This is a genomic window from Naumannella halotolerans, from assembly GCF_004364645.1.
In the GTDB taxonomy this organism is placed as follows: Bacteria; Actinomycetota; Actinomycetes; order Propionibacteriales; family Propionibacteriaceae; genus Naumannella; species Naumannella halotolerans.
The window spans coordinates 589,255-615,822 of the sequence record NZ_SOAW01000002.1 but is presented as its reverse complement, the minus strand read 5'-3'; the positions used below and the strand labels follow the sequence as shown (position 1 = coordinate 615,822).

At 67.8% G+C, this 26,568-nt stretch carries 25 protein-coding genes and 1 pseudogene; 16 read left to right on the top strand and 10 right to left on the bottom strand.

Going from position 1 to position 26,568, the window contains the following annotated elements; translation table 11 throughout:
* The first annotated feature begins 396 nt into the window (after window positions 1–396).
* Both CLV29_RS14015 and CLV29_RS14010 read left to right on the top strand, forming a co-directional pair.
* Window positions 397–1,029, top strand: a complete 633-nt coding sequence (locus CLV29_RS14015) for a hypothetical protein (protein WP_133755680.1) — start codon at window positions 397–399, stop codon at window positions 1,027–1,029.
* An 89-nt stretch (window positions 1,030–1,118) separates the two neighbouring features.
* On the top strand, window positions 1,119–1,853 hold the full coding sequence (locus tag CLV29_RS14010) for an SDR family oxidoreductase (RefSeq protein ID WP_133755679.1): 735 nt from the start codon (window positions 1,119–1,121) through the stop codon (window positions 1,851–1,853).
* A 16-nt stretch (window positions 1,854–1,869) separates the two neighbouring features.
* Here the strand turns inward: CLV29_RS14010 and CLV29_RS14005 are convergent, their stop codons facing one another.
* The gene (locus CLV29_RS14005; RefSeq protein ID WP_208292962.1) at window positions 1,870–2,970 is read right to left on the bottom strand and encodes a hemolysin family protein; all 1,101 of its coding nucleotides are present in this window, start codon (window positions 2,968–2,970) and stop codon (window positions 1,870–1,872) included.
* Window positions 2,967–4,364, bottom strand: a complete 1,398-nt coding sequence (locus tag CLV29_RS14000; RefSeq protein ID WP_133755678.1) for a hemolysin family protein — start codon at window positions 4,362–4,364, stop codon at window positions 2,967–2,969. The genes CLV29_RS14005 and CLV29_RS14000 overlap by 4 nt, the downstream gene beginning before the upstream one ends.
* A 532-nt stretch (window positions 4,365–4,896) precedes the next feature.
* Between CLV29_RS14000 and CLV29_RS13995 the strand changes: the two genes are divergently transcribed.
* From CLV29_RS13995 to cobA, 6 genes are read left to right on the top strand one after another with little or no spacing between them, the layout of a single operon-like run.
* On the top strand, window positions 4,897–6,576 hold the full coding sequence (locus CLV29_RS13995) for a nitrite/sulfite reductase (protein ID WP_133755677.1): 1,680 nt from the start codon (window positions 4,897–4,899) through the stop codon (window positions 6,574–6,576).
* Window positions 6,573–6,764, top strand: coding sequence for a hypothetical protein (locus CLV29_RS13990; protein WP_133755676.1), 192 nt, complete (start codon window positions 6,573–6,575; stop codon window positions 6,762–6,764). The genes CLV29_RS13995 and CLV29_RS13990 overlap by 4 nt, the downstream gene beginning before the upstream one ends.
* The gene (locus CLV29_RS13985) at window positions 6,761–7,522 is read left to right on the top strand and encodes a phosphoadenylyl-sulfate reductase (protein WP_133755675.1); all 762 of its coding nucleotides are present in this window, start codon (window positions 6,761–6,763) and stop codon (window positions 7,520–7,522) included. Before CLV29_RS13990 ends, CLV29_RS13985 begins: the two co-directional genes overlap by 4 nt.
* On the top strand, window positions 7,519–8,457 hold the full coding sequence (gene cysD / locus CLV29_RS13980; RefSeq protein WP_133755674.1) for a sulfate adenylyltransferase subunit CysD: 939 nt from the start codon (window positions 7,519–7,521) through the stop codon (window positions 8,455–8,457). Before CLV29_RS13985 ends, cysD begins: the two co-directional genes overlap by 4 nt.
* Window positions 8,457–9,797, top strand: a complete 1,341-nt coding sequence (locus CLV29_RS13975; protein ID WP_133755673.1) for a sulfate adenylyltransferase subunit 1 — start codon at window positions 8,457–8,459, stop codon at window positions 9,795–9,797. Before cysD ends, CLV29_RS13975 begins: the two co-directional genes overlap by 1 nt.
* On the top strand, window positions 9,797–11,095 hold the full coding sequence (gene cobA / locus CLV29_RS13970; protein WP_133755672.1) for a uroporphyrinogen-III C-methyltransferase: 1,299 nt from the start codon (window positions 9,797–9,799) through the stop codon (window positions 11,093–11,095). Before CLV29_RS13975 ends, cobA begins: the two co-directional genes overlap by 1 nt.
* A gap of 227 nt (window positions 11,096–11,322) precedes the next feature.
* Here the strand turns inward: cobA and CLV29_RS13965 are convergent, their stop codons facing one another.
* From CLV29_RS13965 to CLV29_RS13955, 3 genes are all read right to left on the bottom strand, one after another.
* Window positions 11,323–12,141, bottom strand: coding sequence for an Fpg/Nei family DNA glycosylase (locus tag CLV29_RS13965; RefSeq protein ID WP_133755671.1), 819 nt, complete (start codon window positions 12,139–12,141; stop codon window positions 11,323–11,325).
* A gap of 110 nt (window positions 12,142–12,251) precedes the next feature.
* The gene (locus CLV29_RS13960; RefSeq protein ID WP_133755670.1) at window positions 12,252–12,578 is read right to left on the bottom strand and encodes an ArsR/SmtB family transcription factor; all 327 of its coding nucleotides are present in this window, start codon (window positions 12,576–12,578) and stop codon (window positions 12,252–12,254) included.
* Window positions 12,575–13,030 carry an SRPBCC family protein gene (locus CLV29_RS13955; protein ID WP_133755669.1) on the bottom strand — a complete coding sequence of 152 codons (456 nt, stop codon included), beginning with the start codon at window positions 13,028–13,030 and terminating at the stop codon, window positions 12,575–12,577. Before CLV29_RS13955 ends, CLV29_RS13960 begins: the two co-directional genes overlap by 4 nt.
* Before the next feature lie 258 nt (window positions 13,031–13,288).
* Between CLV29_RS13955 and CLV29_RS13950 the strand changes: the two genes are divergently transcribed.
* Complete coding sequence (locus CLV29_RS13950) at window positions 13,289–14,638, top strand: acyltransferase family protein (protein ID WP_133755668.1); 1,350 nt, start codon at window positions 13,289–13,291, stop codon at window positions 14,636–14,638.
* A gap of 74 nt (window positions 14,639–14,712) precedes the next feature.
* On the top strand, window positions 14,713–15,066 hold the full coding sequence (locus tag CLV29_RS13945) for a class I SAM-dependent methyltransferase (RefSeq protein ID WP_133755667.1): 354 nt from the start codon (window positions 14,713–14,715) through the stop codon (window positions 15,064–15,066).
* Here the strand turns inward: CLV29_RS13945 and CLV29_RS13940 are convergent.
* Window positions 15,030–15,362, bottom strand: a complete 333-nt coding sequence (locus CLV29_RS13940; protein ID WP_133755666.1) for an antibiotic biosynthesis monooxygenase family protein — start codon at window positions 15,360–15,362, stop codon at window positions 15,030–15,032. The two genes, CLV29_RS13945 and CLV29_RS13940, sit on opposite strands and share 37 nt — an antisense overlap.
* A 9-nt stretch (window positions 15,363–15,371) precedes the next feature.
* A complete protein-coding gene (locus CLV29_RS13935) occupies window positions 15,372–16,043 on the bottom strand; it encodes a GntR family transcriptional regulator (protein WP_133755665.1) in 672 nt (223 codons plus the stop codon).
* Between the two features lie 161 nt (window positions 16,044–16,204).
* Between CLV29_RS13935 and CLV29_RS13930 the strand changes: the two genes are divergently transcribed.
* From CLV29_RS13930 to CLV29_RS13910, 6 genes and pseudogenes are all read left to right on the top strand, one after another.
* A complete protein-coding gene (locus CLV29_RS13930) occupies window positions 16,205–17,491 on the top strand; it encodes an NRAMP family divalent metal transporter (RefSeq protein ID WP_133755664.1) in 1,287 nt (428 codons plus the stop codon).
* Window positions 17,491–18,309 (top strand): putative hydro-lyase, encoded by an 819-nt coding sequence (locus CLV29_RS13925; protein WP_133755663.1) that lies wholly within the window; start codon window positions 17,491–17,493, stop codon window positions 18,307–18,309. Before CLV29_RS13930 ends, CLV29_RS13925 begins: the two co-directional genes overlap by 1 nt.
* Window positions 18,306–19,070: a LamB/YcsF family protein gene (locus CLV29_RS13920; protein ID WP_133755662.1), complete on the top strand. Its 765-nt coding sequence runs from the start codon at window positions 18,306–18,308 to the stop codon at window positions 19,068–19,070. The genes CLV29_RS13925 and CLV29_RS13920 overlap by 4 nt, the downstream gene beginning before the upstream one ends.
* A 139-nt stretch (window positions 19,071–19,209) precedes the next feature.
* Window positions 19,210–19,845 (top strand): annotated as a pseudogene (gene pxpB, locus CLV29_RS16575) (5-oxoprolinase subunit PxpB); the annotation flags it as partial.
* Window positions 19,846–20,118: 273 nt separating this feature from the next.
* On the top strand, window positions 20,119–20,928 hold the full coding sequence (locus CLV29_RS16570; RefSeq protein WP_243831949.1) for a 5-oxoprolinase subunit C family protein: 810 nt from the start codon (window positions 20,119–20,121) through the stop codon (window positions 20,926–20,928).
* Window positions 20,925–22,640 carry an acetyl/propionyl/methylcrotonyl-CoA carboxylase subunit alpha gene (locus CLV29_RS13910; RefSeq protein ID WP_133755660.1) on the top strand — a complete coding sequence of 572 codons (1,716 nt, stop codon included), beginning with the start codon at window positions 20,925–20,927 and terminating at the stop codon, window positions 22,638–22,640. The genes CLV29_RS16570 and CLV29_RS13910 overlap by 4 nt, the downstream gene beginning before the upstream one ends.
* A 6-nt stretch (window positions 22,641–22,646) precedes the next feature.
* Here CLV29_RS13910 and CLV29_RS13905 read toward each other — a convergent pair whose 3' ends face one another.
* The 3 genes from CLV29_RS13905 to CLV29_RS13895 form a co-directional block, all read right to left on the bottom strand.
* On the bottom strand, window positions 22,647–23,144 hold the full coding sequence (locus CLV29_RS13905) for a mycothiol transferase (RefSeq protein ID WP_133755659.1): 498 nt from the start codon (window positions 23,142–23,144) through the stop codon (window positions 22,647–22,649).
* Between the two features lie 255 nt (window positions 23,145–23,399).
* Complete coding sequence (locus CLV29_RS13900; protein ID WP_133755658.1) at window positions 23,400–24,611, bottom strand: cobalamin-independent methionine synthase II family protein; 1,212 nt, start codon at window positions 24,609–24,611, stop codon at window positions 23,400–23,402.
* A 636-nt stretch (window positions 24,612–25,247) separates the two neighbouring features.
* Window positions 25,248–26,252 carry an isopenicillin N synthase family dioxygenase gene (locus tag CLV29_RS13895; RefSeq protein ID WP_133755657.1) on the bottom strand — a complete coding sequence of 335 codons (1,005 nt, stop codon included), beginning with the start codon at window positions 26,250–26,252 and terminating at the stop codon, window positions 25,248–25,250.
* Window positions 26,253–26,568: the final 316 nt, after the last annotated feature.

Here is a 26,568-nt window from a genome sequence, read left to right as displayed (position 1 = left end):
GGCGATCCCGAGCTGTTTCGCGACCCGCCCGATCAACTGATACTCCGTGCTGCCGTCCTCACGATCGGCCTCCCGGATCATCCGGACCGCACGCTGCCGGAACTCCGGCGGATACTGACGTGGCATGACTCCATCCTCCTAAAAGAAGCGGAACCAAAACCAGTACGGTTCACGGCGATTCCGACACGGAATGCCCAGGCGGCGGGTGCGACGGGCGTCTCCGACCACGGAATGCCCAGGCGGCGGATGAGACGGGCGTCTCCGACCACGGAATGCCCCGGGCGCCGATCGGTTCGGACTCGCTCCCGATTCCGGGCATGCCATCACCGAAAACCGGCCGGGGATCGGGCAGACTTGGCCCGTCCACACTGTCCCCAACCCGGTGAGCGTCGAACTGTGCCACGTCTTTCCGTCTCCCGTAGCGCGCTGGTGGTCCTGCTGAGCGTGTTCGCGCTGCTGATCGCGCCGATCGGTTCGGCGCATGCCAACACCGCCCTGCAGGCCGAACTCTCCGCCGATCGGGTCGTCCATGGTGACACCATCACCGTCAGCGGTACGGTCACCGGCGCAGACGGGCCGATCGGCGATGCGGCGGTCGAGGTGTACGGCGGTACCGATGAGCTGAACTTGGCCAGTTTCGAGACCGATGCCGACGGGACGTTCTCCGGCGACGTGACGATCCCCGAGACAGCCGGTGCCGGCGGCGACTTCCCCGAGTACCCGATCGTCATCTCGGTGCCGCCGACGCCCAGCATGGCAGCCGTCGAACAAGCGCTGACGGTGACTCTGACCGATCCGCCGGTGGCCGACACCCCTGAGGAACCCGCGGCCGAGCCCGTACCCGAGCAGGAACCTGCCGGCGAGCAGCCGGCCGAGGCCCAGACCCAGCCCGACACCTCCCTGAACCCGTTCGACCTGGTGCCGTGGTGGATGGCCGTGATCGGCGTCCTCGGCCTGGCCGCGCTGGCCGGCCTGGCCTTCCTCGCCCGCCGACGCCGACCGGACGAGAACGCGCGGCTGTTCCACTGATGACACCCGCTTCGGGTGACCATGCCACGATGGGTCTCGAGGCTTACCGCCTTGCCGGTCAGCCCTAGTCCAATCGAGGCCAACCCCGACTGCTCGTCACCGGTTCCTCGCGGGGACTCGGCCGGTCCCTGGCTGCCGCCCTGGCACGCAACGGTGCCCGGCTGGTGGTCCACGGTCGGGACGCGGCTGCGGTGGAGGACGCACGCTCGGAGATGTCGGAGCTGTCCGGCCGGCAGGCGCAGTCGTTGATCTTCGACGTCACCGATCCCGAGGCGGTGCGGCGCGGTGTCGAGGAACTGAACGCGACCGTCGGTGTGCCCGACATCCTGGTGAACAATGCCGGGGTGCAGCGGCGCGCGCCGTTCGCCGAGTTCTCCATCGACGAGTGGGACGATCTGGTTGCGGCCAACCTGTCGGGTCCCTTCTACGTGGCACGATTCGTCGCCGCGGGCATGATCAGCCGCGGGTCGGGCAAGATCATCAACATCGCCTCGGTGCAGTCACTGCTCGCCCGGCAGACGATCGCCCCGTACTCGGCGACCAAGGGCGGTATCGTCCAGCTGACCAAGGGCATGGCAGCCGACCTTGCCCGCTACGACATCCAGGTCAACGCCCTGTCGCCGGGCTACTTCGCCACCGAGATGAATCGCAATCTGGTCGACGACCCCGAGTTCAGCGGTTGGCTGACCAAACGCACCCCGGCCGGTCGCTGGGGCGACTTCTCCGAACTCGACGGCGCGCTGCTGTTCCTGGCCTCGAAGGCCTCCAGCTTTGTCAACCGACAGAACATCTTCGTCGACGGCGGCATGACCGCAGTGGTCTGACCGGGCAATCCCGCGATCAGCTGCTCACGGCCTCACTCAGCTCGCCGACATCGCGTACCTCGCCGACGAGTTCCTCCAGCACATCCTCCAGGGTGACCACGCCGACCGTCCGGTCGTCATCGTCCAGCACCACCGCCATGTGCGCATGCCGGGACTGCATCACCTGCATCGCATCCCACAGCCGGGTGTCGGTACGTACCGCCGGCATCGGCCTGGTCCACTTGTTGTTGATCTTGGTGTCCTGGTCCTCGCCGAGGGTGTCCTTGAGGTGGATGTAGCCGCGGACGATCACCTCGTCACCGTCGTTGTCCTCGGGCGGATTCAGCACCGGGAAGCGGGAGTAGCCGGTCTTCGCCGACTCCGCCTCCAGTTCCGCCACGGTGGTACTGGGGTGGACGTAGTCGAGCTCGGCCAGCGGCAGGATCACCGGTTCGACGGTACGCCGGGAGAAGTTCAGGGCACCCGACAACAACTCGTAGGAGTCGTCCTCGATCATGCCCTCCTCGCGGGACTCGTCGACGATCCCCTTCACCTCCTCGGTGGTGTAGGCCGAGGCGACCTCGTCGCGCGGGGTGACCCCCATCGCCCGCAGGCTGAGGTTGGCCAGCTGGTTCAACATCCAGATCAACGGCCGGAGCACGGTCACCATGGCCGAGATCAGCGGGCCGAGGGTGAGCGAGGAGCGCTCCGGCTCGGCCAGGGCGATGTTCTTCGGCACCATCTCCCCGAGCACCACGTGCAACAGCACCACGATGCTGATCGCGATCACCACCGAGATCACGTCGGTGACCTGGCTGGGCAGACCGACGGCCTCGATCAACGGGGCGATCAAGGTGGCCAGACCGGGTTCGGCGATGGCACCCAGCAGCACCGTACAGACGGTGATGCCCAGCTGCGCGGCGGCCATCATCAACGACACGTTCTCCACCGCGCGCAGGGTGGTACGCGCACCTCTGGTGCCGTTCTTCACGTACGGTTCGAGCTTGGTCCGGCGGACCGAGATCAAGGCGAACTCCGAGCCGACGAAGAAGGCGTTCAGCAGCAGCAGCGCCAGCCCGATCCACAAGGCGACATCGACCGGCAGCACCGATTCGGCCAGCGGGATCAACGGGGTCATCGGGCGGCCTCCTTCGCGACGGCGGGTCCGGCGTCGACCAGATCGTCCAGGACCTCCATCCGCAGCCGGTCCACGCGGCGACCGTCCATCCGTTCCACCCGCAGCAACACCTGGTACTCACCGAGCTCGTTCGGGCCGTCGTCGTCCAGGTCGATCTCCCGGGCGACGGCGATCCGGATCTCGTCGCCGACCTGCGGGATCGAGCCGAACTCGGTGACGAAGAGACCGGCCACGGTGTCGTAGTGCTCACCCTCGGGCAGGGCGATGTGGGTCTGTTCCTCCACCTCGTCGGGACGCAGCAGACCGGACAGAGTCCAGCTCCCGTCCCGGCGATGGCGCAACTGGGCCCGGGCGGTGTCGTGTTCGTCGGCGATCTCGCCGACCAGTTCCTCCACCACATCCTCCAGGGTGACCAGCCCGGCCGTACCGCCGTACTCGTCGACGACCACGACGACCTGCATCCCCTCCTCCCGCAGCTGGGTCAGCAGTGGATCCAGTTGCAGGGTCTCGGGGACCATCACGGTCCGGCGCATCAGTTCCGACACCGGTACGCTCGCCCGCCGGTCGACCGGCACGCCGACGACATCGCGCAGGTGCACCATGCCCACCACCTCATCGGCGTCCTCCCCGGACCCGGAGACCGGGAACCGGGAGTGGCCGGTACGCCGGGAGGCGTCGATCACGGCCTGCACCGGATCGTCGGCGGCGACCATGCGTACCCGTACCCGCGGGGTCATGATGTCGCCGGCGGTCCGGTCGGCGAAGGCGATGGAGCGCTCGACCAAGGTGGCGGTGTCGGCGTCGAGCATCCCCTGGTGGGCCGAGCGGCGGACCAGGGAGGCGATCTCGTCGGCCGAGCGTACCGACCGCAGTTCCTCCTGCGGTTCGAAGCCGAGCAGGCGGACGATGGCGTTGGCGGCGTTGTTGCAGATCTTGATCGGCACGAACAGCACCGCGGTCATCACCCGCATCGGCAGCTGGGTGAGTTTCGCCACCCGCATCGGGTTGGCGATGGACAGGTTCTTCGGCACCAGTTCGCCGTAGACCATGGTGACCACATTGGCCAGGATCAGGGCGACCACCAGGGAGATCGGGCTGACGGCCTGCTCGGGTACGCCCAGCGCGGTGATCGGGGTGTGCAGCAGCTGGGCGATCGCCGGCTCGGCCAGGAAACCGATCGCCAGATTGGTCAGCGTGATGCCGATCTGCGCCCCAGAGAGCTGGGTCGACAAGTGCGTCAGGGCCTTGTCGAGGCCCTGGGCCGCGGTGTCCCCGGCCTCGGCCTCACGCCGGACCTGGGTGCGGTCGACGGTGACGAAGGAGAATTCGGCGGCGACGAAGATGCCGCAGAGAAGGACCAGAAGGAGGGCGATGGCCAGCAGGATCCAGGTCACTTCTTCGACCCCGCCGGCGTGGTACTACAGGGTTCTTCGGGCTCGTTGATCACACACAAGGCGTCCATGGACTCAGGATTTTAACAAGCCGATCCGCAAGGTCCAGCCGAATCCGTCGAGGTCAGGCTGCGGACCGAACCCCTGCCCGCCCCCGAGCCTGCGGTTTCGACAAACCCCTCGCGCACGCGGTCCCGCACCGCAGCCACTTGCCAAAAGTACACAAGTTCAGGAGACTTTGATCGAGCCGCCTGCGGGACACTTCTGTCTCTGCCTGCAGCAGCTCCACGCCGTGCTGCCCGCGGCAACCACATGCTGGACAGATTTCGGCTTCGGCGACCTCTGGCGCAAACTCGTAGACATGGCGATTCTCCTCGTCACCCGGATCCACGTCGACATGATGCGTGTCGACAGTGCGGTCTGTCGCGCTCTCTGAGCATTCCCGCGCCCGCAGCCGGGTCGCGAGTCCGTACCCCGGACTTGCCCCACATCCATCGGTGTCGACCACCACCTCCGCGCAACTGATGAGGATCCCTTGACCACCACCACTCCGACCGAGCGCCCGCAGCGGGGCAAGACCAAGGCCACCGGCGCCTGGGCCGACGGTGACCGGACCCCGCTGAACCACAACGAGGAGTTCAAGCAGGCCGACGACGGGCTGAACGTCCGTACCCGGATCCTGGAGATCTACTCCAAGGAGGGGTTCTCCTCGATTCCCGGTGACGACCTGCGCGGACGGATGCGCTGGTGGGGTCTGTACACCCAGCGGCGCCCCGGCATCGACGGCCGCCGTACCGCCACCGCCGAGGACCTCGACGACGAGTACTTCATGCTTCGGGTACGCAGCGACGGTGGCGCCCTGAGCCTGGCCCAGCTCCGCGCGATCGCCGGTATCTCCACCGAGTTCGGCCGCGACACCGCCGACATCACCGACCGGCAGAACATCCAGCTGCACTGGATCCGGATCGAGGACATGCCCGAGATCTGGCGCCGCCTGGAAGAGGTCGGGCTGAACACCACCGAGGCCTGTGGCGACACCCCGCGGGTGGTGCTCGGCTCCCCGGTGGCCGGGATCGCCGCCGACGAGGTGATCGACGGGACTCCGGCGATCGAGGAGATCACGCGGCGCTACATCGGCGACCCGGCCTTCTCCAACCTGCCGCGGAAGTTCAAGACCGCCATCTCCGGTTCCCCGGCCCTGGACGTGGGTCACGAGATCAATGATGTGTCCTTCGTCGGGGTGAACCACCCCGAACACGGCCCCGGTTTCGACCTGTGGGTCGGCGGCGGCCTGTCGACCAACCCGATGTTCGCCCAGCGCCTCGGCGCCTGGGTCCCGCTGGACGAGGTGCCGGAGGTGTGGGCCGGGGTGATCGGGATCTTCCGGGACTACGGTTACCGCCGCCTGCGCAACCGGGCCCGGTTGAAGTTCCTGGTCGCCGACTGGGGCGCGGAGAAGTTCCGGGAGGTGCTGGAGAAGGAGTACCTGCAGCGTCCGCTGGTCGACGGGCCACCGCCCGGCCCCGTACCGGAGCACCGTCGCGACCACGTCGGGGTGCACGAACAGGCCGACGGCCGATTCTGGGTCGGCGTGACCCCGGTCGGTGGCCGTGTCTCCGGCACATTGTTGTCCAAGGTCGCCGATGTCGCCGAGCGCAACGGCTCGGGTCGGGTCCGGCTGACCACCCACCAGAAGCTGCTGGTGCTCGACGTCCCCGCCGAACGGGCGCGCTACGTGAAGGGCGGGCTGACCCGACTGGGCCTGAAGGCCACCCCGAGCGAGTTCCGCCGCGGTGTGATGGCCTGCACCGGCATCGAGTTCTGCAAACTGGCGGTGGTGGAGACCAAGGCGCTGGCCAGGTCGGTGGTCGACGACCTCGAGAAGCGGCTGCCCGACTTCGACACCCCGTTGAGCATCCACATCAACGGCTGCCCGAACTCCTGCGCCCGGTTCCAGGTCGCCGACATCGGCCTGAAGGGGCTGGTGATGGACGACGAGGACGGCAACCCGATCGACGGTTTCCAGATCCACCTCGGCGGCGCTCTCGGCGCCGAGCCGAGTCTCGCCCGCAAGACCCGTGCGCTGCGGGTGACCGCGACCGATCTGCCCGATTACATCGAGCGGGTCTCCCGGAACTACCTCAGCGATCGGGAGAACGCCCAGGAGAGCTTCGCGGTCTGGGCTCAACGCGCCGACGAGGAGCTGCTGCGATGAGCGAGCAGGTACGCGCCGTGCCCTACTTCTGCCCGTTCTGCGGTGAGGAGGACCTGCGACCGGTCGAGGAGCCCAGCAACGGCTGGCTCTGCCGCCCGTGCGCCCGGGTCTACTCGGTCACCCTGCACCGGATCGAGAAGTCCCTGGTCCCGGGACATCTCGCGGCAAGTCAGGAGGATCCGGAATGAACCTCGAAGTGCACGGTGCCTCGGGCACCGAGACCCCGCACCTGCCGGAGGCCGAACTGGAGCGTCTGCTGCAGGCCGGGCGGGCTGCCGTACCCGAGGAGTCGGCCACCCATGCCGATCGGGTACGTACCGCCGAGGCGGCCCTGAAGTGGGCCCAGGACACGTTCGGTGAGCAGGTGACCGTGGCGAGTTCGATGGGCGACGAGGTGTTGGTGCATCTGGCCGGCACCACTGCCCCGGGGATCGAGGTGTTCTTCCTCGACACCGGATATCACTTCGCCGAGACCCTGGAGACCCGCGACGCCTTCGAGGTGCTGGCGCCGATCAAGCTGGTCACCGTCACCCCGCAGCTGACCGTCGCCGAGCAGGACGAGAAGTACGGCCCGAAGCTTCATGATCGCGATCCGAATGCCTGCTGCGCGATGCGGAAGGTCGAGCCGATGGAGCGCACCCTGGCCGCCAAGTCGGCCTGGGTGACCGGGATGCGTCGGGTGGATGCGCCGACCCGTACCGACATCGAGATCATCGGCATCGACCACAAGCGCGGGATGATCAAGATCAACCCGATCGCCGCCTGGACCGATGAGGACGTGACGCAGTTCGTGAAGGACAACTACGTCTACGAGAATCCCCTGCGGGAGCAGGGATACACCTCCATCGGCTGCGCCCCCTGCACCCGGGCGACGAAACCCGGAGAAGACCCCCGAGCCGGCCGCTGGGCCGGCAAGGCCAAGACAGAATGCGGACTTCACACATGACGAACACGGCCACCGTGAACGCCGACCGCACCGAGAATTCGGTGGTGCTTGATCAACTGGACCAGTTGGAGTCCGAGGCGATCTACATCTTCCGCGAGGTCGCCGGGCAGTTCGAGCGCCCGGCCCTGTTGTTCTCCGGCGGCAAGGATTCGGTGCTGATGTTGCACCTGGCGTTGCGCGCCTTCGCCCCGGGCAGGCCGCCGCTGACCCTGTTGCATGTCGACACCGGGCACAACTTCCCCGAGGTGCTGACCTTCCGCGACGAGGTCGCCGAACGGTACGGGCTGCGGCTGGAGGTCGCCTCGGTGCAGGACTACATCGACGACGGGCGACTGTCCGAGCGTCCCGACGGCACCCGGAACCCGCTGCAGACCGTTCCGCTGCTGGACGCGATCGCCGATCACAAGTTCGATGCGGTCTTCGGCGGCGGCCGCCGCGACGAGGAGAAGGCGCGCGCCAAGGAGCGTGTGTTCAGTCTCCGGGATTCCTTCGGCGGTTGGGATCCCCGGCGCCAGCGCCCCGAGCTGTGGGATCTCTACAACGGTCGCCATGCCCCCGGCGAGCATGTCCGGGTGTTCCCGCTGAGCAACTGGACCGAGCTCGACGTGTGGCGCTGGATCGCCCGCGAGCAGGTCGAACTGCCGAGTCTGTACTACGCCCACGAACGTGAGCTGTTCGCCCGCGACGGGATGTGGCTGGCCCCCGGTGAGTGGGGTGGGCCGAAGGAGGGTGAGCCGACCGAGACCCGGACGGTTCGTTACCGCACCGTCGGCGACATGTCCTGCACCGGCGCGGTGGAGTCGGTCGCCGCCACCCCCGAGGACGTGATCACCGAGCTCGCCGCCACCCGAGTGACCGAACGCGGCGCCACCCGCGCCGACGACCGACTCAGCGAAGCAGCCATGGAAGACCGCAAGAAGGAGGGGTACTTCTGATGAGCGTGGTTGATCAGGTACGTACCGATGACCAGCCGCACACGCTGCTGCGTTTCGCCACCGCCGGCAGCGTCGACGACGGCAAGTCGACCTTGGTCGGGCGACTGCTCTACGACACGAAGTCGATCCTGGCCGATCAGCTGGCCGCGGTGGAGCAGGCCAGTGTCGATCGCGGGCTGACCGCCACCGATCTGGCACTGCTCACCGACGGGCTGCGGGCCGAGCGGGAGCAGGGCATCACGATCGATGTCGCCTACCGCTACTTCTCCACCGCCAACCGTTCCTACGTGCTGGCCGACACCCCCGGCCATGTGCAGTACACCCGGAACATGGTGACCGGTGCCTCCACCGCCGAGCTGGCGCTGATTTTGGTCGATGCCCGGCACGGGATCGTCGAGCAGACCCGTCGGCACCTGGCGGTGACCGGGTTGCTCGGTGTGCGCCACGTCGCCCTGGCGGTGAACAAGATGGACCTGGTCGACTTCGACGAGGCGGTGTTCGTCTCGATCCGCGACGACTTCTCGCTGCTGGCCAAGGAGTTCGGCATCGACGAGGTGACCGCGATCCCGCTCTCGGCGCTGGCCGGGGACAATGTGGTGGACCGCAGCGACCGGACCCCGTGGTTCGACGGGCCGACCCTGCTGGAGCATCTGGAGACCGTCGACGTGGCGCCGCCGGTCGAGCAGCAGCCGTTCCGGTTCGCCGTGCAGTACGTGATCCGCCCGCGGAGCGCGGAGTTCCCCGACTATCGCGGGTACGCCGGCCGGATCTCCGCCGGGTCGGTGAAGGTCGGCGATCGGGTCGTGGTGACACCCGGTGGACGGCAGAGCACGGTGGTCGGCATCGACCGCGGTGGCCGTGACGGTGCACTCGAGGAACTGACCGTCGCCCATGCCCAGCAGTCGGTGACCCTGCGCCTGGCCGACGATCTGGACATCTCCCGCGGTGCGGTGATCACCGATGTCGACGATCGGCCGGTGACGGTGAAGGAATTGACCGGAACCGCTGTGGTGGTGGCCGAGCGTCCGGTCCGCCCGCGGGATCGGGTGCTGCTGCGCGTCGGTGCACGCCAGGTGCGCGGGATGGTCTCGGAGATCCTCGACCAGGTCGACATCACCACCTTGCAGCGCGGTCCGGCTCCACAGTCGCTGGAGCTGAACGCGCTGGGCCGGATCGGCGTCCGGCTGGCCGAGCCGGTCTCGGTCGATGAGTACTCCCGGTTCCGTACCACCGGCAGCTTCCTGCTGATCAGCGAGAGCGACGGCACCACCTTGGCCGCGGGCATGATCGAGTCCCCGCTGCACTCGGTGGCCGATGAGCCGGAGTCCTGGTCGATCTGATGTCGTACCCGCTGATGCTGCATCTGCGCGACCGCCGGACCCTGGTGGTCGGCGGTGGGTCGGTGGCCACCCGACGGGCGCTGGCATTGGTCGATGCGGGTTCACGGGTCGAGGTGGTTTCGCCGCGGATCAGTCCCGAACTGTCCGAACAGGTCGCTGCCGGTCGGGTCTTCTGGCGCCCGGAGCCCTATCGCTCGGGCCTGCTGCAGGCCTCCGCCGCGGACCGGGTCTGGTTGGTCCATGCCGCGACCGACGATCCGGCGGTGAACGCGCAGATCGCGGAGGAGGCTGAGCAGACCGGTGTCTTCTGCATCCGTGCCGATGACCACTCCGGTGGTTCTGCCCGGGTGCCGGCGGTGGCGGTCGGCAACGGCCCGGCCGAGGGTTTGACGATCGCGGTCAGTGGTGGCGCCGACCCGCGCCGGGCGGTCGCGGTCCGGGATGCGATCGATGCCGGCCTGACTGCCGGCACCCTCCCGGTACGCCGGGTGCGCCCGGTCCGAGATGCTGGTACGGATTCCTCGACATCGCGCGGTGCGGGTGAGGAGTCGGCCGGTGACCGCGCACCCGGATGGGTGGCCCTGGTCGGTGGCGGCCCGGGTCAGGCCGATCTGATCACCGTCCGCGGCCGGCAGTTGCTGGCCGCTGCCGATGTGGTGGTCGCCGACCGGCTCGGCCCGCGCGAGTTGCTGGCCGAACTGCCCGCTGAGGTCGAGGTGATCGATGTCGGCAAGACACCGGGCAACCATCCCGTACCGCAGTCGCAGATCAACCAGATCCTGGTCGATCAGGCCCGGGCCGGACACAATGTCGTCCGCCTGAAGGGCGGCGACCCCTTCGTCCTCGGCCGCGGTGGTGAGGAGGCGCTGCACTGCGCCGAACACGGGGTGGTGGTCGAGGTGGTGCCGGGTATCAGTTCGGCGATCGCCGTACCGGCCGCTGCGGGTATCCCGGTCACCCATCGCGGGGTGACCGCCTCCTTCGTCGTGGCCTCGGCCCACCGTGGCGCCGACGACGCGATCCAAGCGCTGCGCGATGCTCCCGACGATGCGACCCTGGTGTTGTTGATGGGGGTGACGATGCTGCCGCAGACGGCGCAGGCGTTGATCGATTCCGGTCGCCGTCCTGACACCCCGGTGGCGATGATCGAGCGCGGTTGGACCCCGCAGCAACGGACGACGGTCTCGACCTTGGAGAAGGCACCGTTGATCGCCGAACAGGAAGATGTAGGTGCCCCGGCGGTGATCGTCATCGGTGATGTGGTGGCGCTGCGGGACCGGTTGGGTGACCTGGCCTGATCAGCGCCGCATGGCGACGCCGACGCTCGAGCCCGTGATCAACGCCATCGGGATCCTGAACGACAAGGGGCGTTGCCCACCATTGCCACGATGACCCGCTGCTCGACCGGCGCCCTCGACGGTTCGTCCTTGAGCCGACGGGCTGCGGCGTACGCTGTCAGCATCGTGATCGCGCGGTCACGCTCGAGGTGGCTGAACCGCATCCCGGCGCCGCCTCAGCACTCTCCTCACCTCGTCCCGCTGTGAGCCCAATCAGCCAGGGGTTGGCAGCGTGGGCACCACCAGATGAACCGTTCCATCCCGGTCTCAACGCCGAAGCGGGCCTGCCGGATCGCAGTGCCACATCGCCGACAGGGACGGCGTTCGCGCATGTGCACCCAGAGGAACTCCCGCGGACCGCCGCTGGGACTGAAGTTGCGGCCCCACTGGTCGGCGTTGCGGTTGATCATCGTGTGGGCCAGTTCGACCAGTGGCGGCAGGTCGACCTCGCCAACCGGGGCGGCCGGGTGGACGCCTGTCAGGAAGCAGAGCTCGCACCGGTAGACGTTGCCCAGCCCGGCGATCACGGTCTGGTCCAACAAGGCTTCGCCGATACTGCGTTCCGGATCGGCGGCCAGTCGGCGGACTGCTTCGTCGGCGTCGAAATCGGCGGCCAGCGGGTCCGGTCCGAGATCGGCCAGGCTGGCGGCGGTCTGCTCGGGGGTGCCGAGTCGTACCAGCCCGAGATCGAACCCGACCGCCTGGTGCTCGCTGGTGCCCAGCACCACCCGGGCGGTGAACCCGGGCCGTCGCCAACGCTGCCCCGGGGAGTAGACGTGCCAGGCGCCTTCCATCTTCAAGTGGCTGTGCAGGGTCAGTTCCCGATCCCCGCGCCGCAGATCGAGCAGTAGGTTCTTGCCGATCACCCGGGATGCGGTGACGGTGAATCCGCGCAGATCCGTGCTTGCGTACCGCGGTACGCGAAGCTCGGCGCGGGTCAGGGTGGCGCCCTGCAATGCCTCACGCAGCTGCTTGGCCGCCCGATAGGTCGTGTCGCCTTCAGGCACGTCGTTCCGCCGAGCTGCGCAACCTCACGGCGAGCGAGCACACCGGCAATGCCGATCTGTCCGTACCCACCATGCATCACCTCCTGCCCGATCCCCGGCAAGCGGGCCGGTCAGACACCGTCGGTCCGTGCGTTCCGTTCTGCCAGAACCTTGATCAGTTCCAACCGAGTATCCCACTGCTCGACAACCTGCTGGAGTTGTCGTGCGGTCTCGTTCAGCGGCTCCCCCAGTGCGCGGTGGATGACTTCCCGTCCTCGCCGTTCGCTGGTGACCAGCCCCACGGCACTGAGCAGTTCGAGATGTTTGGTGATCGCCTGGCGTGAGACGGGCAGTTCCTTGGCCAGCGCTGAAGCCGAGGCCGGTGACGCCCCGATCCGGGTGAGGATGCTCCAGCGGGTCTCGTCGGCCAAAGCGGCGAAGACGGCGACACCGCTCATCGGGCCGCCAGCACGTATCGCCGGGCGGCCGCCAGTTCGCTCTCCCACCCCGAGGTGTTTTCCTCCACGTGGCTGGTGATGCGATCGGCCGACTTGGTCAGTGCCGAGAAGCCGCTTTCCACCACCCGTAGCTGCACACCGACCCCGATCGGCTCGATGAAGAACTCGACCAGGGTCGTCTCGGCATCGGCCCCCACTGCCGACAACGGTTCGCTCGACCAGCGAAACGCGATGTAGGCCGGCGGACGCTGGTCGACGGTACGGATCTCGAACTCTCCCCAGACCGGATGCCGCAGAGTGCTCAGTTGCCCATCGGTCCTCAGGTCCGGTTCCGGATCGACCTCGTCGGCGTTGATCCACCATCCGGGGCGGGAGACCAGGGAGTAGACAACCTCGGCGGGTGCATCGATGTCGATACTGCGCTCGATCCGGTCGGTCACGGTGTCGGTCATGGCTCGCTCCTGGTGTTGGGATCGTCGTGTTGCGGATCGTCCGGATGTGGTTACCTCTGCTCACAACGTGCAACCAAGCTATTGCACTTCTGTAGCACCTGCAACCCATTGTTTGCACTTCTCCGAATCCGTTCCGCAGGAGGTGCACCCAAACGGCGTCGTTGGGTGCGTTTGCTGCGGAACGGATGCAGAGGGGGAACCGGAGAACGGACGGACGAAACTCTGGCGGTTGACCCACGAACAGAGTTCAATTCCTCCATGACCACCCAGACGAAGCGCCTCAGCCGGGCCGAGCAGGTCCACGCGGCGACGCCGCCGAGCCGCAATCGGGTGGTCGACTTCCTTCGGGCCGCCGCGATCACCGTCGTGGTTCTCGGGCACTGGACGATTGTCGCGGTCGACCCTAGGACCGGGATCGAACCGCATGGCGTACTCGATCACGCACCCTGGACCCATCCGCTCACCTGGGTCTTCCAGGTGATGCCGATCTTCTTCCTGGTCGGCGGTTACTCCAATGCCATCTCCTGGCGATCCGCCCGGAAGAAGGACCAGACCTACGGCGCCTGGTTGCGTACCCGCCTGCGGCGTCTCGGCATTCCGCTGCTGCCGTTGTTGATCATCTGGCTGATCATCTGCTGGGTGGCGATCGGCCTCGGCGCCCCGCTGTCGACCATGCAACTGGCCTCGCAGATGGCGTTGATCCCGACCTGGTTCCTTGCCGCGTACCTGATGGTGATCGTCTTCGCCCCACTCACCCTGGTCACCTGGGAGAGGTTCGGCTGGTGGTCGGTGATCATCGGACTGGTTCTGGCCGCGGTGGTCGACCTGATCAGCATCGGTCTGGACAACTCGCTCATCGGGTACGCGAACTATGTCCTGGTCTGGGTCAGCGTGCACCAGCTCGGTTACGCCTGGCTGGACGGCCGCCTGGCCGGTACGGCCCGCCGCCTCGCCCTGGCAGGAATCGGCGCACTCGGGCTCGCCTTGCTGGTCGGTCTCGGCCCGTACCCGGTGTCCATGATCACCTCCGGGGCGGACGAGATCAGCAACTCCAATCCGACCCGGATCACCATGGCATTCCTCGGGATGGTGCAGGCAGGGTTGGTACTGGCCTTCGAACCCGCCCTGAACCGCGCGCTCCAACGTCCCCGTCTCTGGTTGCTGACGGTGCTGGTGAACCAGCGGATCATGAGCTGGTTCCTCTGGCATCTGACCGCCATGGTCGGCCTGGCGCAGCTGTTGTTGGCCCTGGGCGGGATCGGTCTGGTCGAACCGTTGACCACCGTGTGGTGGCTGACCCGCCCGCTGTGGTGTCTGGTGCTGTTGGCGATCACGGCGGTGTTCGTGCTGATCTTCGGTCGGTTCGAATCCCCGAAACCGGATCCCCGGCCGGCCCCGCCGATCTGGAAACCGGTCGCGGCAGCGATCTGTTGCGTCGGCGGCGTGGCGGTCCTGGCCAGCGTCGGGCTGGTGGGTGCCCAGGGCGTGAACGGGTACTGGCCGGTGCTCGTACTGGCAGGGATGGTCGCATTCGGCGTGCTCCGGATGCCTTGGGACCGACCGCGGACACCCCGGGCCGAACAAACCGACCAGCCCGCGGTTCCGTAGGCTGCATCCCCTGCCGCGGTCTCGATACCCCGAGCTGCCGCGGACCGACAAGAACCCGACGAAGCAGGTGTCTCGTGCAGGACGATCACTCCATCGATGCCGACCTGCACCGCCGGTTGCGGGAGTCCTTCACCTCCGGCGGCGACCGGTACGAGCAGCTGCGCCCCAGCTACCCGGCCGAAGCGGTCGACTGGCTGCTCACCCCCGCCACCCACGAGGTCGCCGACATCGGGGCCGGGACCGGCAAGCTGACCCGGCTGCTCGCCGGCCGCGGCGTCCGGGCGGTGGCCATCGACCCGGCTCTCGACATGCTCTCGTCGTCACCCGCGCCGAGCGTCTGCCCTGAATACCTGAGCCCAGGACGCGCCACAAAGCGGCACGGGCGGCCGAGTCAGCTGGCCGGTTTCGACCCGCCGGCGATCGTGTAGGACCAGAGTTCGCTGTGCGTACCCACCGGTTTCTGGGCCGGTTCACCCTGGCGTTCGGCTTCCGAACGGTGACCGTGGGCGAAGGCCGGGGAGCTCATCCAGGCCCGGAACGACTCCTCATCGCGCCAACGGGTGAGGACCAGCCAGGTGGTGCGCTCGTCGGCCGGCTGCAACAGTTCGAATCCCTCGAAGCCATCGGCGTCGTCGACCGCACCGGCCCGGGCGGCGAAGCGCTTGGCGAGCTCGTCACCGGAGTCCGGGTCCACGGTGATGGCGTTGATCTTGATCACTGTCATGGGTCGATCCTAGGCCCGCGGTACGAGCCGGTTGAGTGCGGTGACCACGGTCCGTTCGGAACGGTCGAAGTAGGCATCCAGCAGATCCGCTGCCTCATCCGGTCGCCCGGTCTCCAACAACTCGGTGATCGTCACGTTGTCGTCGACGAAGGGGGCATGCATCCGTTCCGGCTCGGCGATCAGTACGAAGGCCAGCCGCAGCTCGGCCTGCAATCGCTCGAACAGGGTGTCCAGTCGCTCGCTGTCGGCGAGCCCGATGATCGCGGTGTGGAAGGCCATGTTCATACTGCCGACCATCCGCCACTGCCCCTGCGCGCGGTACGTGAGTGCGGCATCGACCGCCTCCCGGGCAGCGACCACGCCCGGGTGATGCGGCAGCGCGGTACGGATCGCCTGCTCCTCGATGATCCGCCGGACGCGGTAGATGTCCAGCACATCGGCCAGGGTCGGCCGATGGACGAAAACGCCCCGGTTGGGTTCGCGAACCAGCAGCCCTTCCCGCATCAGGATCCGGAACGACTCCCGCAGCGTGTTCCGGGACACCTGCAGTTCCTTCGCCACCGCTTCCTCGGCCAGCTGCATCCCGGGACCGAAGCGCCCATCGGTGATCAGCTCCCGTACCTGTCTGGCCGTCCGCTCGACGAGATCGAACCCGGCAGCAGTGGCGGCGGACACGGTCATGGCACCCATCGTAGCCAGCAGATCCGGCGAGGACCGGGATTGCATTGTTTCCCCAAATGCCCCACAAAGTGAACAATCTCGGGTTATTGTTCACCAATCTGGCCGGGTCGACGCGGACCCGCCCGGCGACCGAAGCGGCTTGGACCTACCAAGGGGAAGCGATGGCAGACAACGAACGGGCACCCGAGCCCGCCGACACCGAACACAGCGCTGACACCGAACACGCCGGCACCGCCGAGCAGGCCAAGGACTTCGTCAAACGACGGCGAGCCTCACTGATCGGCGCGATCTTCATGATGGCGACCAGCGCCATCGGCCCCGGTTTCATCACCCAGACCGCCACCTTCACCCAGCAGCTCGGTGCGGCCTTCGCCTTCGGCATCCTGATCTCGATCCTGATCGACCTGGCGATCCAGTTGAACGTCTGGCGGATGGTCACCGTCACCGGGAAGTTCGCTCCCACCCTGGCCAACCAGGCGATCCCCGGCGCCGGCTACGTACTGGCGGTCCTGATCATCATCGGCGGGCTCGCCTTCAACATCGGCAACATCGCCGGCGCCGGTCTGGGCCTGAACGTGATCTTCGGCCTGGACCCGAAGATCGGCGGCGCACTCAGTGCGGCTTTGGCGATCGCGATCTTCCTCGCCCGCCGGGCCGGTGTGATCGTCGACCGCGTGCTGATCGTGCTCGGCGTCGGAATGATCCTGCTGACCCTCTACGTCGCGATCGTCTCCGGCCCGCCGGTCGGTGACGCTCTGCGGCAGACCGTGCTGCCGGACACGATCAACTTCGCCGCGATCACCACCATCGTCGGCGGCACGGTCGGCGGCTACATCACCTACTCCGGGGCGCACAAGATGCTGGACTCCGGGACCGTCGGCGCCGAACACGTCAAGGAAGTCAACCGGGCGGCGGTCAACGGCATCGTGGTCACCGGTGTGATGCGTTACGTCCTGTTCCTCGCCGTACTCGGTGTGGTGGCGAGCGGGGTCGTCCTGGACACGGCCGGCAACCCCGGCGCCGATGCCTTCCAGGCCGCCGCCGGTGAGGTCGGGCTGCGCTTCTTCGGACTGGTCTTCTGGGCTGCAGCGGTCTCCAGTGTGATCGGTGCCGCCTTCACCTCGAGCTCGTTCTTCGTGGTCTTCTCGCAGAAGATCGACCAGCGGATCCGGCGCTTCATCACCATCGGTTTCATCGCCGTCTCCACCGTGCTGTACCTGCTCTGGGGTGCGGCACCGGCCACCATCCTGGTCTTCGTCGGTGGCCTGAACGGTCTGGTCCTGCCGATCGGGCTGGCGGTGTTCATGTACATCGGCTGGTTCCGTTCCGACCTGCTGAAGGGTTACCGTTACCCGAAGTGGCTGTTGATCATCGGCACCCTGGCCACGATCCTGACCGTCTACATGGCGATCGTCTCGATCGGCCCGATCTTCGCTCTGATCAGCTGATGAGCATCCCCACCGCCACCAGCACACCGGCCGAGGCCAGGGCCGCGTACCGCGCCGGTCTGGTCCGTCCGACCGCCGGCATCGCCCACGGTCATGCGCAGGCGAACCTGATCGCCCTGCCGGCCGCCGACGCCGCCGACTTCGCCCGGTTCGCCGAGCTCAATCCCAAACCCTGCCCGGTGCTGGACATGACCGCTCCCGGCGATCATGGTTCACGGTTGATCGGGCAGGGGGATCTGCGGACCGACATCCCCCGGTACCGGGTCTGGCGCCACGGCGAACTGGTCGAGGAGGTCGCCGACGCCACCGCGGCGTGGGCCGAACATGACGATCTGGTCGCCTTCCTGATCGGTTGTTCGTTCACCTTCGAGTTCCCGCTGCTGGATGCCGGGGTGCCGGTACGCCACATCGGCGCCGGCCGGAACGTACCGATGTATCGGACCATGATCGACTGCATTCCGGCCGGACGGTTCAGCGGCAAGCTGGTCGTCTCGCTGCGGGGCATCCCCGAGTCGCAGGTCGAGGATGCGGTACGGATCAGCGGACACTACCCGAGCGTGCACGGCGCCCCGGTCCACATCGGCGACCCGGCCGCGATCGGCATCGACGATCTGGCGGCTCCCGACTACGGTGATCCGCCGATCCTGGAGCCCGGGGACGTCCCGGTCTTCTGGGCCTGCGGGGTGACGCCGCAGTCGGTGGTGGTCGCCTCGCGTCCCGCCTTCGCCATCACCCACGCCCCCGGTCACATGCTGATCACCGACGCACGCGATGATGACTACCACGTCGACAACCCTGCAGCCGAAGGAGGACGATGACCACCATCGACCTGAACAGCGACATCGGCGAGGGCTTCTCCCGCTGGTCGCTGGGCGATGACGAGGCCATGCTCGGGATCGTCTCCAGCGCCAACATCGCCTGCGGGTTCCATGCCGGTGACGCCCGGACCATGCGCGGCACGGTCCGTACCGCGGTGGACCGGGAGGTCACCATCGGTGCCCACGTCTCCTACCGGGACCTGGCCGGGTTCGGCCGCCGGAACATGGATGTGGAGAGTGCCGACCTGGTCCCGGAGGTGATCTACCAGATCGGTGCCCTGCAGGGGATCGCCGCGAGCCTCGGCGCCAAGGTGAGGTACGTCAAACCCCACGGTGCGCTGTACAACACCATCGTCCACGACGAGCGACAGGCCACCGATGTGGTGACCGCGATCAGCGAGATCGACGACTCCCTGGTGCTACTCGGCCTGGCCGGCAGTACCGTGCTGCGGATCGCCGAGGAACGGGGACTGCCGACTGCTGCCGAGGCCTTCGCCGACCGTGCCTACACTCCCGAGGGAGCCCTGGTCTCGCGCCGGGAGGCAGGCAGTGTGCTGCACGATGCCACCGAAGTGGCCGATCGGATGTTGCAACTCGTCGAATCCGGCACCCTGACCGCCATCGACGGTTCGACCATCACCCTGCGCGCCGACTCGATCTGTGTCCACGGCGACTCCCCCGGTGCCGAGGCGATGGCCAGGGCGGTACGTGATCGACTCACCGTCGCCGGGGTGGGGATCTCCTCGTTCATCGGCAGCTGAGATGGTGCCACATGAACCGCCGGGAACGGCGGACGAGGAAAACTCACTCTCGAGCGGCACCCCCGACCCGAGCGACACCCCCGATTCGAGCGACGCCCCCGATTCGTTCGACAGCTCGAATGCAGATCCCCACACCTCGATCGGTTCGCGGCGGACCCTGATCGCCGGCGACCGGGCCGTCCTGGTCGAACTCGATGACCTCGATGCCGCATTGGGGTTCTTCACCCGGTTGAGTGAGTTGCAATCGGGCGAGCGGGCCATCCCCGGGGTGACCGAGCTGCTGCCGGCCGCTCGTACGGTGTTGATCAAATATCTGCCGTGGCGGATCGGCCACGAGGAGTTGATCAAGCGTCTCGATCAGGTCGCCGCCACCCCGACCTCCAGTTCGGAAGGCGAGCTGGTCGAGATCGACGTCGTCTACGACGGTGAGGATCTGGCCGAGGTGGCCGACCTGCTCGGCACCGACACCGATGAGGTGGTGGCGATGCACAGCGGTTCGACCTGGACCGTCGCCTTCGCCGGTTTCGCGCCGGGGTTCGCCTACCTCACCGGCGGCGATCCGCGACTCGACGTACCCCGCCGCTCCAGTCCACGAACGCGGATACCGGCCGGATCGGTCGGCCTGGCCGGCACCTTCAGCGGGGTCTACCCCCGCGAGAGCCCCGGGGGGTGGCAACTGATCGGACGCACCCCGCAGGCGATGTGGCAGATCGATCGGGATCCGCCGGCGCTGCTCGCACCAGGTGACCGGGTTCGGTTCCGGCCGATCGAGACGACCGCCGACGACGGGGCCTCGGCCCGAGCATCCACCACCCCCTCACAGGCCACCACACCATTGTCCGAAACCACCGGCCCGCCTCGAACCGCCCGGACCACCGGCACGGCCGACACCGGCACGGCCGACACCGAATCGGCCGACACCGACACGGCCGACACCGAATCGGTTGCCGCCGGCGCCCGACCCGACGGAGCGGCGCTAATCGTCGAACGTCCCGGTCTGCACCCGGTACTGCAGGACGAGGGGCGCCCGGGCCGGGGCAACCTCGGAGTGTCGGCCAGCGGTGCGGTGGACCTGCCGGCGATGCACCTGGCGAACCGACTGGTCGGCAACCCCAGCCCGACCGCGGTGCTCGAGCTGCCGTTCGGTTCCTTCACCGCCCGCGCCCGAGGACGGCTCGTGCTGGCGGTGACCGGGGCCGAGTCGGAGGTCGTGGTCGAACGCGAGGGCCGGTCGCTGCCCATCATCGACCAACGGCCGATCGCCCTGGACGACGGTGACCTGCTGCGGATCGGGGTTCAGTCGTCCGGTTTCCGGGCGGTGCTGGCCCTGCGGGGTGGATTCGCCGTACCGCCGGTCCTGGGCAGTCTGTCCACCGACACCCTGGCCGGTCTGGGTCCGGCCCCGCTGGCCGCCGGTGACGTACTCGGCGTCGGCGAGATCGAACCGGTCAGCGTCGGCGAGCCGGTTCCCTGGCCGCCGCCCAGCCCTGCCGAGTTGGTACTGCCGGTCGTTCTCGGGCCACGCGACGACTGGTTCGACACCGCCTCGATCGCGCGCCTGTCCGGCCAGGCCTGGATGATCACCGAACAGGCCAACCGGGTGGGGGTACGACTGAGCGGCGCTGCGCCGCTGGAGCGGGTGGTCGAAGCCGAACTCCCCAGCGAAGGGGCCGTCACCGGCTCGATCCAGGTACCGCCCAGTGGCCAGCCGATGATCTTCCTCGCCGATCATCCCCTGACCGGCGGCTATCCGATCATCGGCGTGGTCCGCCATGACGCACTACCCCTGCTGGCCCAGGCCAGGCCCGGGGTGGTCATTCGTTTCCAGGTCGAGCAGTCGCCGGAGGAGAGAAGATGAAGCGGGTCCTGATCGCCAACCGTGGCGAGATCGCGGTACGGATCATCCGTGCCTGCGCCGATCTGGGGTTGACCTCGATCGCCGTGTACGCCGACCCCGACGCCGACGCGTTGCACACGCGACTGGCCGATGAGGCCTACGCCCTCCCCGGCGGGAGCAGCACTGAGACGTACCTGAACCTGGACGCGATCATCGACGTGGCGAAACGGGTTGAGGTCGACGCGGTACATCCCGGTTACGGGTTCCTGTCCGAGAATGCCGACTTCGCCCGAGCCGTCACCGAGGCAGGTCTGACCTGGGTCGGCCCTCCGACGGAGGCGATCGAGGCCCTCGGTGACAAGGTCTCCGCCCGGCGTACCGCGCAGCAGGTCGGCGCACCGTTGGTGGCCGGCACTCCCGGACCGATCGACTCGGCCGAGCAGGCCCAGGCATTCGCCGCCGAGCACGGTCTGCCGATCGCGATCAAGGCCTCCTTCGGCGGCGGCGGTCGCGGTATGCGGGTGGTCTGGCGGGCCGAGGAGATCGCCGAGCAGTACGCCGCCGCGGTCCGGGAGGCCGAACAGGCCTTCGGCCGGGGTGAATGTTTCGTCGAGCGGTACCTGGAGAAGCCTCGCCATGTCGAGGTGCAGGTGCTCGCCGACACCCATGGCACGGTGCTGGCCCTGGGTACCCGTGACTGTTCGTTGCAGCGACGCAACCAGAAGCTGGTCGAGGAGGCCCCGGCCCCGTTCCTCACCGAGGAGCAGACCGAGCAGTTGCTGACCTCGGCCGCGGCAGTCTGTGCCGAGGCCGGTTATGTGGGTGCCGGTACGGTCGAGTACCTGCTGGCGGTCGACGGCACGATCTCCTTCCTGGAGGTGAACACCCGGTTGCAGGTGGAGCACCCGGTGACCGAGGAGACGACCGATCTTGATCTTGTCTGCTGGCAGTTGCGGATCGCCGACGGGCAGCGGCTGGATCCGTCGCTGATCGAACACCCGGTACGTGGCCATGCCTTCGAGTTCCGGATCAACGCCGAGGATCCGGGGCGGGGTTATCTGCCCTCGCCGGGAACGATCACGACGCTGGAGCTGCCCACCGGTCCGGGGGTACGCGTCGACTCCGGTGTGGTGGCGGGTTCCGACATTCCGGCCGCCTTCGATTCGATGTTCGCGAAGTTGATCATCTGGGGTCCGGATCGGGCCACGGCGCTGGACCGGTCGCGGCGTGCGCTGGCGGAGTTCGTCGTCGAGGGGGTGGCGACGGTGTTGCCGTTCCACCGCGCAGTGGTCGAGGATCCGGACTTCATCGGTGACGACGGTTTCGCCGTGCACACCCGTTGGATCGAGACCGAGTTCGCGCAGCGTTTCGAACCCGCCCCGGCCCCCGGGCCAGCCGATGCGGTGGTCACCCGGACCTGGATCGAGCTCGACGGCCGGCGGATGGAGCTCGGCCTGCCCGCCGGGCTGTCGCTCGGATCAGCTACTGCGGAACAGACGCAGACGCAGGCTGCAGTGGACCACGGCGCCATCGTCGCCGACGTCCCGGGAACGCTCGGCAAATGGCTGGTCGAGGACGGGGCAACGGTCTCGCAGGGAGATCCGGTGGCTGTGCTGGAGGCGATGAAGATGGAGAGCCAGGTCGTGTCCCCGGCCGACGGCACGCTCAGCCAGTCCATCGGTGCCGGTGACTCGGTCGCCCCGGGCGATGTGCTGGGAAGCGTCAGCGACTGAGCGGGGTCAGCCCGCGATCGACCTGGCGTACCCGACCTGCCCGATGTGCTGGGCGGCGTCGTCGATGATGCTGACCAGCCGTGCGCCGCGAGTGACCGGCGGATCCCAAGAGGTGTCGATCACCTGGTCCAGATCCTCCTCGCCCAGGGTCTGCAGGTACGCCACCAAGGCGTCGGTGGCCGCCTGCAGGTACTGCTGCAGGAGTCCGGCATCGTCGACCACGATCGATCGCGCCTGCTGCGGTGTGAACCCGTAGCCGACCTGGTCGCCGAGCTCACCCAGCTCGAACCGGTCCCGGAAGTTCTCCCAGACCGGGGGCCGACCGCTCAGCTCCGCCACCTGGGCGTCGATCTCCCGTCCGATGTGCCACAGCAACCAGGCGATCGAGTTGTCGTGACCACCGGGATGGGCGTTCAACTGCTCCGCGGTGAGCCCTGCGGTGAGGGCCGCGGCGGCCTCGGCGGGACGGGTGGCGGCATCGACCAAGATCTGCGTGGCATCCATGTACTCCACGCTACGCCCGGTCACCGACTGGTGTCGCCGTTGTCCCGGCCCGGGCGGACCGTCCGGGACGATTCGCGTACCGGATCGCTCAGTTCCGGAGTTTTCCCGCACCGTTGCCGACGCAGCACCAGCGTTCACCACCGGCACCCGCACAACCTCACCCTCGTCGGCCCGCCGGTCGCGCTACGGAGAACCTTCGCGACCACACCACATCCACCGACGAGCTCACCGCGCCGAACCGGGCGCGGGCTCGAGTCAGAGCCGCGTACCCGCGATCGCCGCACCGGCGGTCAGGCTCTCCAGCTTCGCCCAGGCGATGTCGGGATGGATCCGCCCGCCGAGCCCGCAGTCGGTGGCGCCGATCACGTTCTCCGGGCCGACCAGCGATGCGAAGTTGATCAACCGCTCGGCGACCAGCTCGGGATGCTCCACCACATTCGTGGAGTGGCTGACGACACCGGGGACGATGATCTTGCCCTCGGGCAGTTTCACGTCCTTCCAGATCGACCACTCGTGTGCGTGGCGGACGTTCCCGGCCTCGAAGGAGTAGCTGCCGGCATCGATCTGCAACATCAGGTCGACGATGCGCCGGAACTCGATGTCGGTGGTGTGCGGGCCGTGCCAGCTACCCCAGCACAGGTGGAAGCGCACCTGATCTTGCGGCAGGCCGCGCAGTGCATGGTTCAGCGCGTCGACGCGTACCTGGGTGAATGCCAGGTAGTCGGCGACACTGGGCTCGGGGTTGATCTGGTCCCAGTTCTCGGCGATCGACGGGTCGTCGATCTGCACGATCAGTCCCGCGTCGACGATTGCCTTGTACTCCTCGCGCAGGACATCGGCCCAGGCCCAGATGTGCTCCTCATCGGTGGCGTAGTGCTCGTTCGCGATCCGTGCCGCCGAGCCCGGCGAGAGCGCGGTGAGGAAGCCCTGTTCGACACCGGCGGCGTCCAGACCGGCTCGGAGGTTGGCGACGTCCCCGGCGATCAGGTCATGACCGGTGTAGCTCAGCGGGCCGACGGTGGTCGGCATCACGGTGGCGTTCTTGCCCACCGAGATGCCCGAGGTCGGGTCGGTGTAGGCGTTGCGGAACTTCACCCAGTCCCGACGGTCCGGGAACGAGGTCAGCCGGACGTGGCCCGGTTCGCTGCGGACCGGTTCGGCGCTCATGATGTTCGATTCGGTGACCGCGAGGCCGCCGACGCGCTGGAAGATGTAGACCCACCAGGCGCCGTAGTCGACTGGGCTGGACATGGCCTTGCCGTACTCACCGTCGCCGGGCAGCGTGATGCCGAGGTCTCGCTGCCGCTGGACCAGCTCGCGTACCTGCTCCGACAACACCTGGTCGAACCCGGAGTCGGGGACCAAGGTGAAACCGTCGTCGGCGAGCCGGCTGTCGCGGTTGGCCGCGATCAGCGCCTCGGTACGGGGAAGTGAACCGGCTTGTGAGGTACGGATGGGCTCGCCCATGGCCAAGACCTTTCGATGGAGTGACGGCTGTCAGCGGCGACGAGGTTACGGCCCCTCGCGATGCAGCGGCCCGGTGTCCATTCCGTGATCAGGACGGCCGCTGGTCCTGGTGCGGCTCCAGTCATGGCCGAGCCTGCTTCTGTGTGCACCAGAGCAGACCTCGGCAGGTCCGCGGGGATTCTCGGTAGAACGCCATCGCCGGAGTCAGGCCGAATATGTCGACCCTGACCCCCAACAGCCACCGCCAAGACCTCCGTGCTTGAGCACGTTTGCGAGCTGGCCCGGACTCACGTTCTGCAGAAGTCTCGAGGATCGAGCCGCAGCAGCGAGCACCGGCTTCCGGGTGATAACCGCCGGTGGCACAGAGCGGGATGCGGCACGGTGCGATGGCGATGGCAGCGGCTCAGGCTGCTTCGACCGGCGCGGATCTTCTATCTCTTCTGCAGCAATGGCCTCCCGCAGGCACGTCAGGGGGGGCAGTTGTTGCAGGAGGGACGCGAAGAGTGGGCGGTTCCTGCAGAAGACTCCGTCGCCTCACCTCTCCTGCCCTCGCCCCGTCTCGTCCGAGTTCCTGGGGCCGCATCCAGCGGCACGCCGACCACCCGCGGGAACCCCGGTGACCTGCTGCGGCGACGGTCAGGACCTTGATGCCAGCAGCTCCGGGTGGTGGATCTCGGCGACATCGGGGTGAGCGCGCAGCCGGTAGCGCAGGACGTTCTCACCGTAGAGCTGCAGGATCGGCGAATCGGTCGGGTCCGCGGTCACGCCGCGGGCACGGGCGGCCAGTTCCGCGGGGAGCTCGAGGGTCGGCATGGTCGCGGTGAGCGCGGGGTTGAAGAAGAACGGTACGGAGATCCGCTCGCTGCCGACCGGTGGCGAGATCACCCGGTGCATGGTCGCCTTCAGGTAACCGCCGGTGGCCAGTTCGAGCATCTCACCGATGTTGACGATGAAGGTGCCCTCGATCCCGATTGCCTCGACCCATTCGCCGTCGCGTTCGACCTGCAGCCCACCCTTGCCCGGTTCGACCAGCAGCAGGGTGAGCACTCCCCCGTCGCGGTGGGCCCCGACACCCTGCTTCGGCTCGGGGTCGGAGGTTCCCGGGTAGCGGACGACCTTGATCAGCGGGAACGGCGCGGTGGCGAAGGCTTCGTCGAAGACGGCCGAGTCGACTCCCAGCGTGCTCGCCCAGGCCCGCATGAGTTTCAGTCCGACGGCGTGGAGTTCGTCGTGCCACCGTTCGAAGGCGGTACGGAACTCCGGCAGGGCCTCGGGCCACTGATTCGGCCCCTCCAGTCGTGCGAAGTCGGGCACGTCCTCACCGGGCGGCACCGGTTCTCGTTCCGGTCCGATGTCGACTTGCTCGCGCCAGTCGGTCTGACCGTTGGTGAGCTCGTTGCCGAACCTGGCGTACCCCCGGAACTGCGGGCTGTTCACGTTCTCGATCGCTAGCTTGTCGGCCTCCGGCAGGGCGAAGAAGCGTCGGGAGACCTCGAGCACCTGATCGATCAATTCCTGCGGCACGCCGTGTCCGGTCAGGTAGAAGAACCCGACCTCGTGGGTGATCCGGCGGAGTTCGGCCAGGAATGCCTCGGGGTCACTGTCGAGCTGGGAGAGATCGATGAACGGCAGAGCGGACATACCTCCAGCTTGCTCCGCACACCCGGGAGCTGGTCGCCGTCTCGCGCTGTGAGCGCGCTTGCCGCCCACCGGGGATCCGCCACCGCGTCTCGCACCGGGGGTGAAGACCGCCAGTATCCGGATCTCGGGCCCCATGATCATCGGCCTGTTCCAACAGGGCGGTCAGCCCGGCATGCACGCTGTTCAGGTTGCGAACCAACGCCAGGTCGAAACTGCTGAGACCGTTCGACGGTGACACCGAACGGTCCCACTTCCGGCCCCAGGATGGGTCGGTGCAACCGGACGACCAGACGCCCGGGACCAACACCCCCCACCG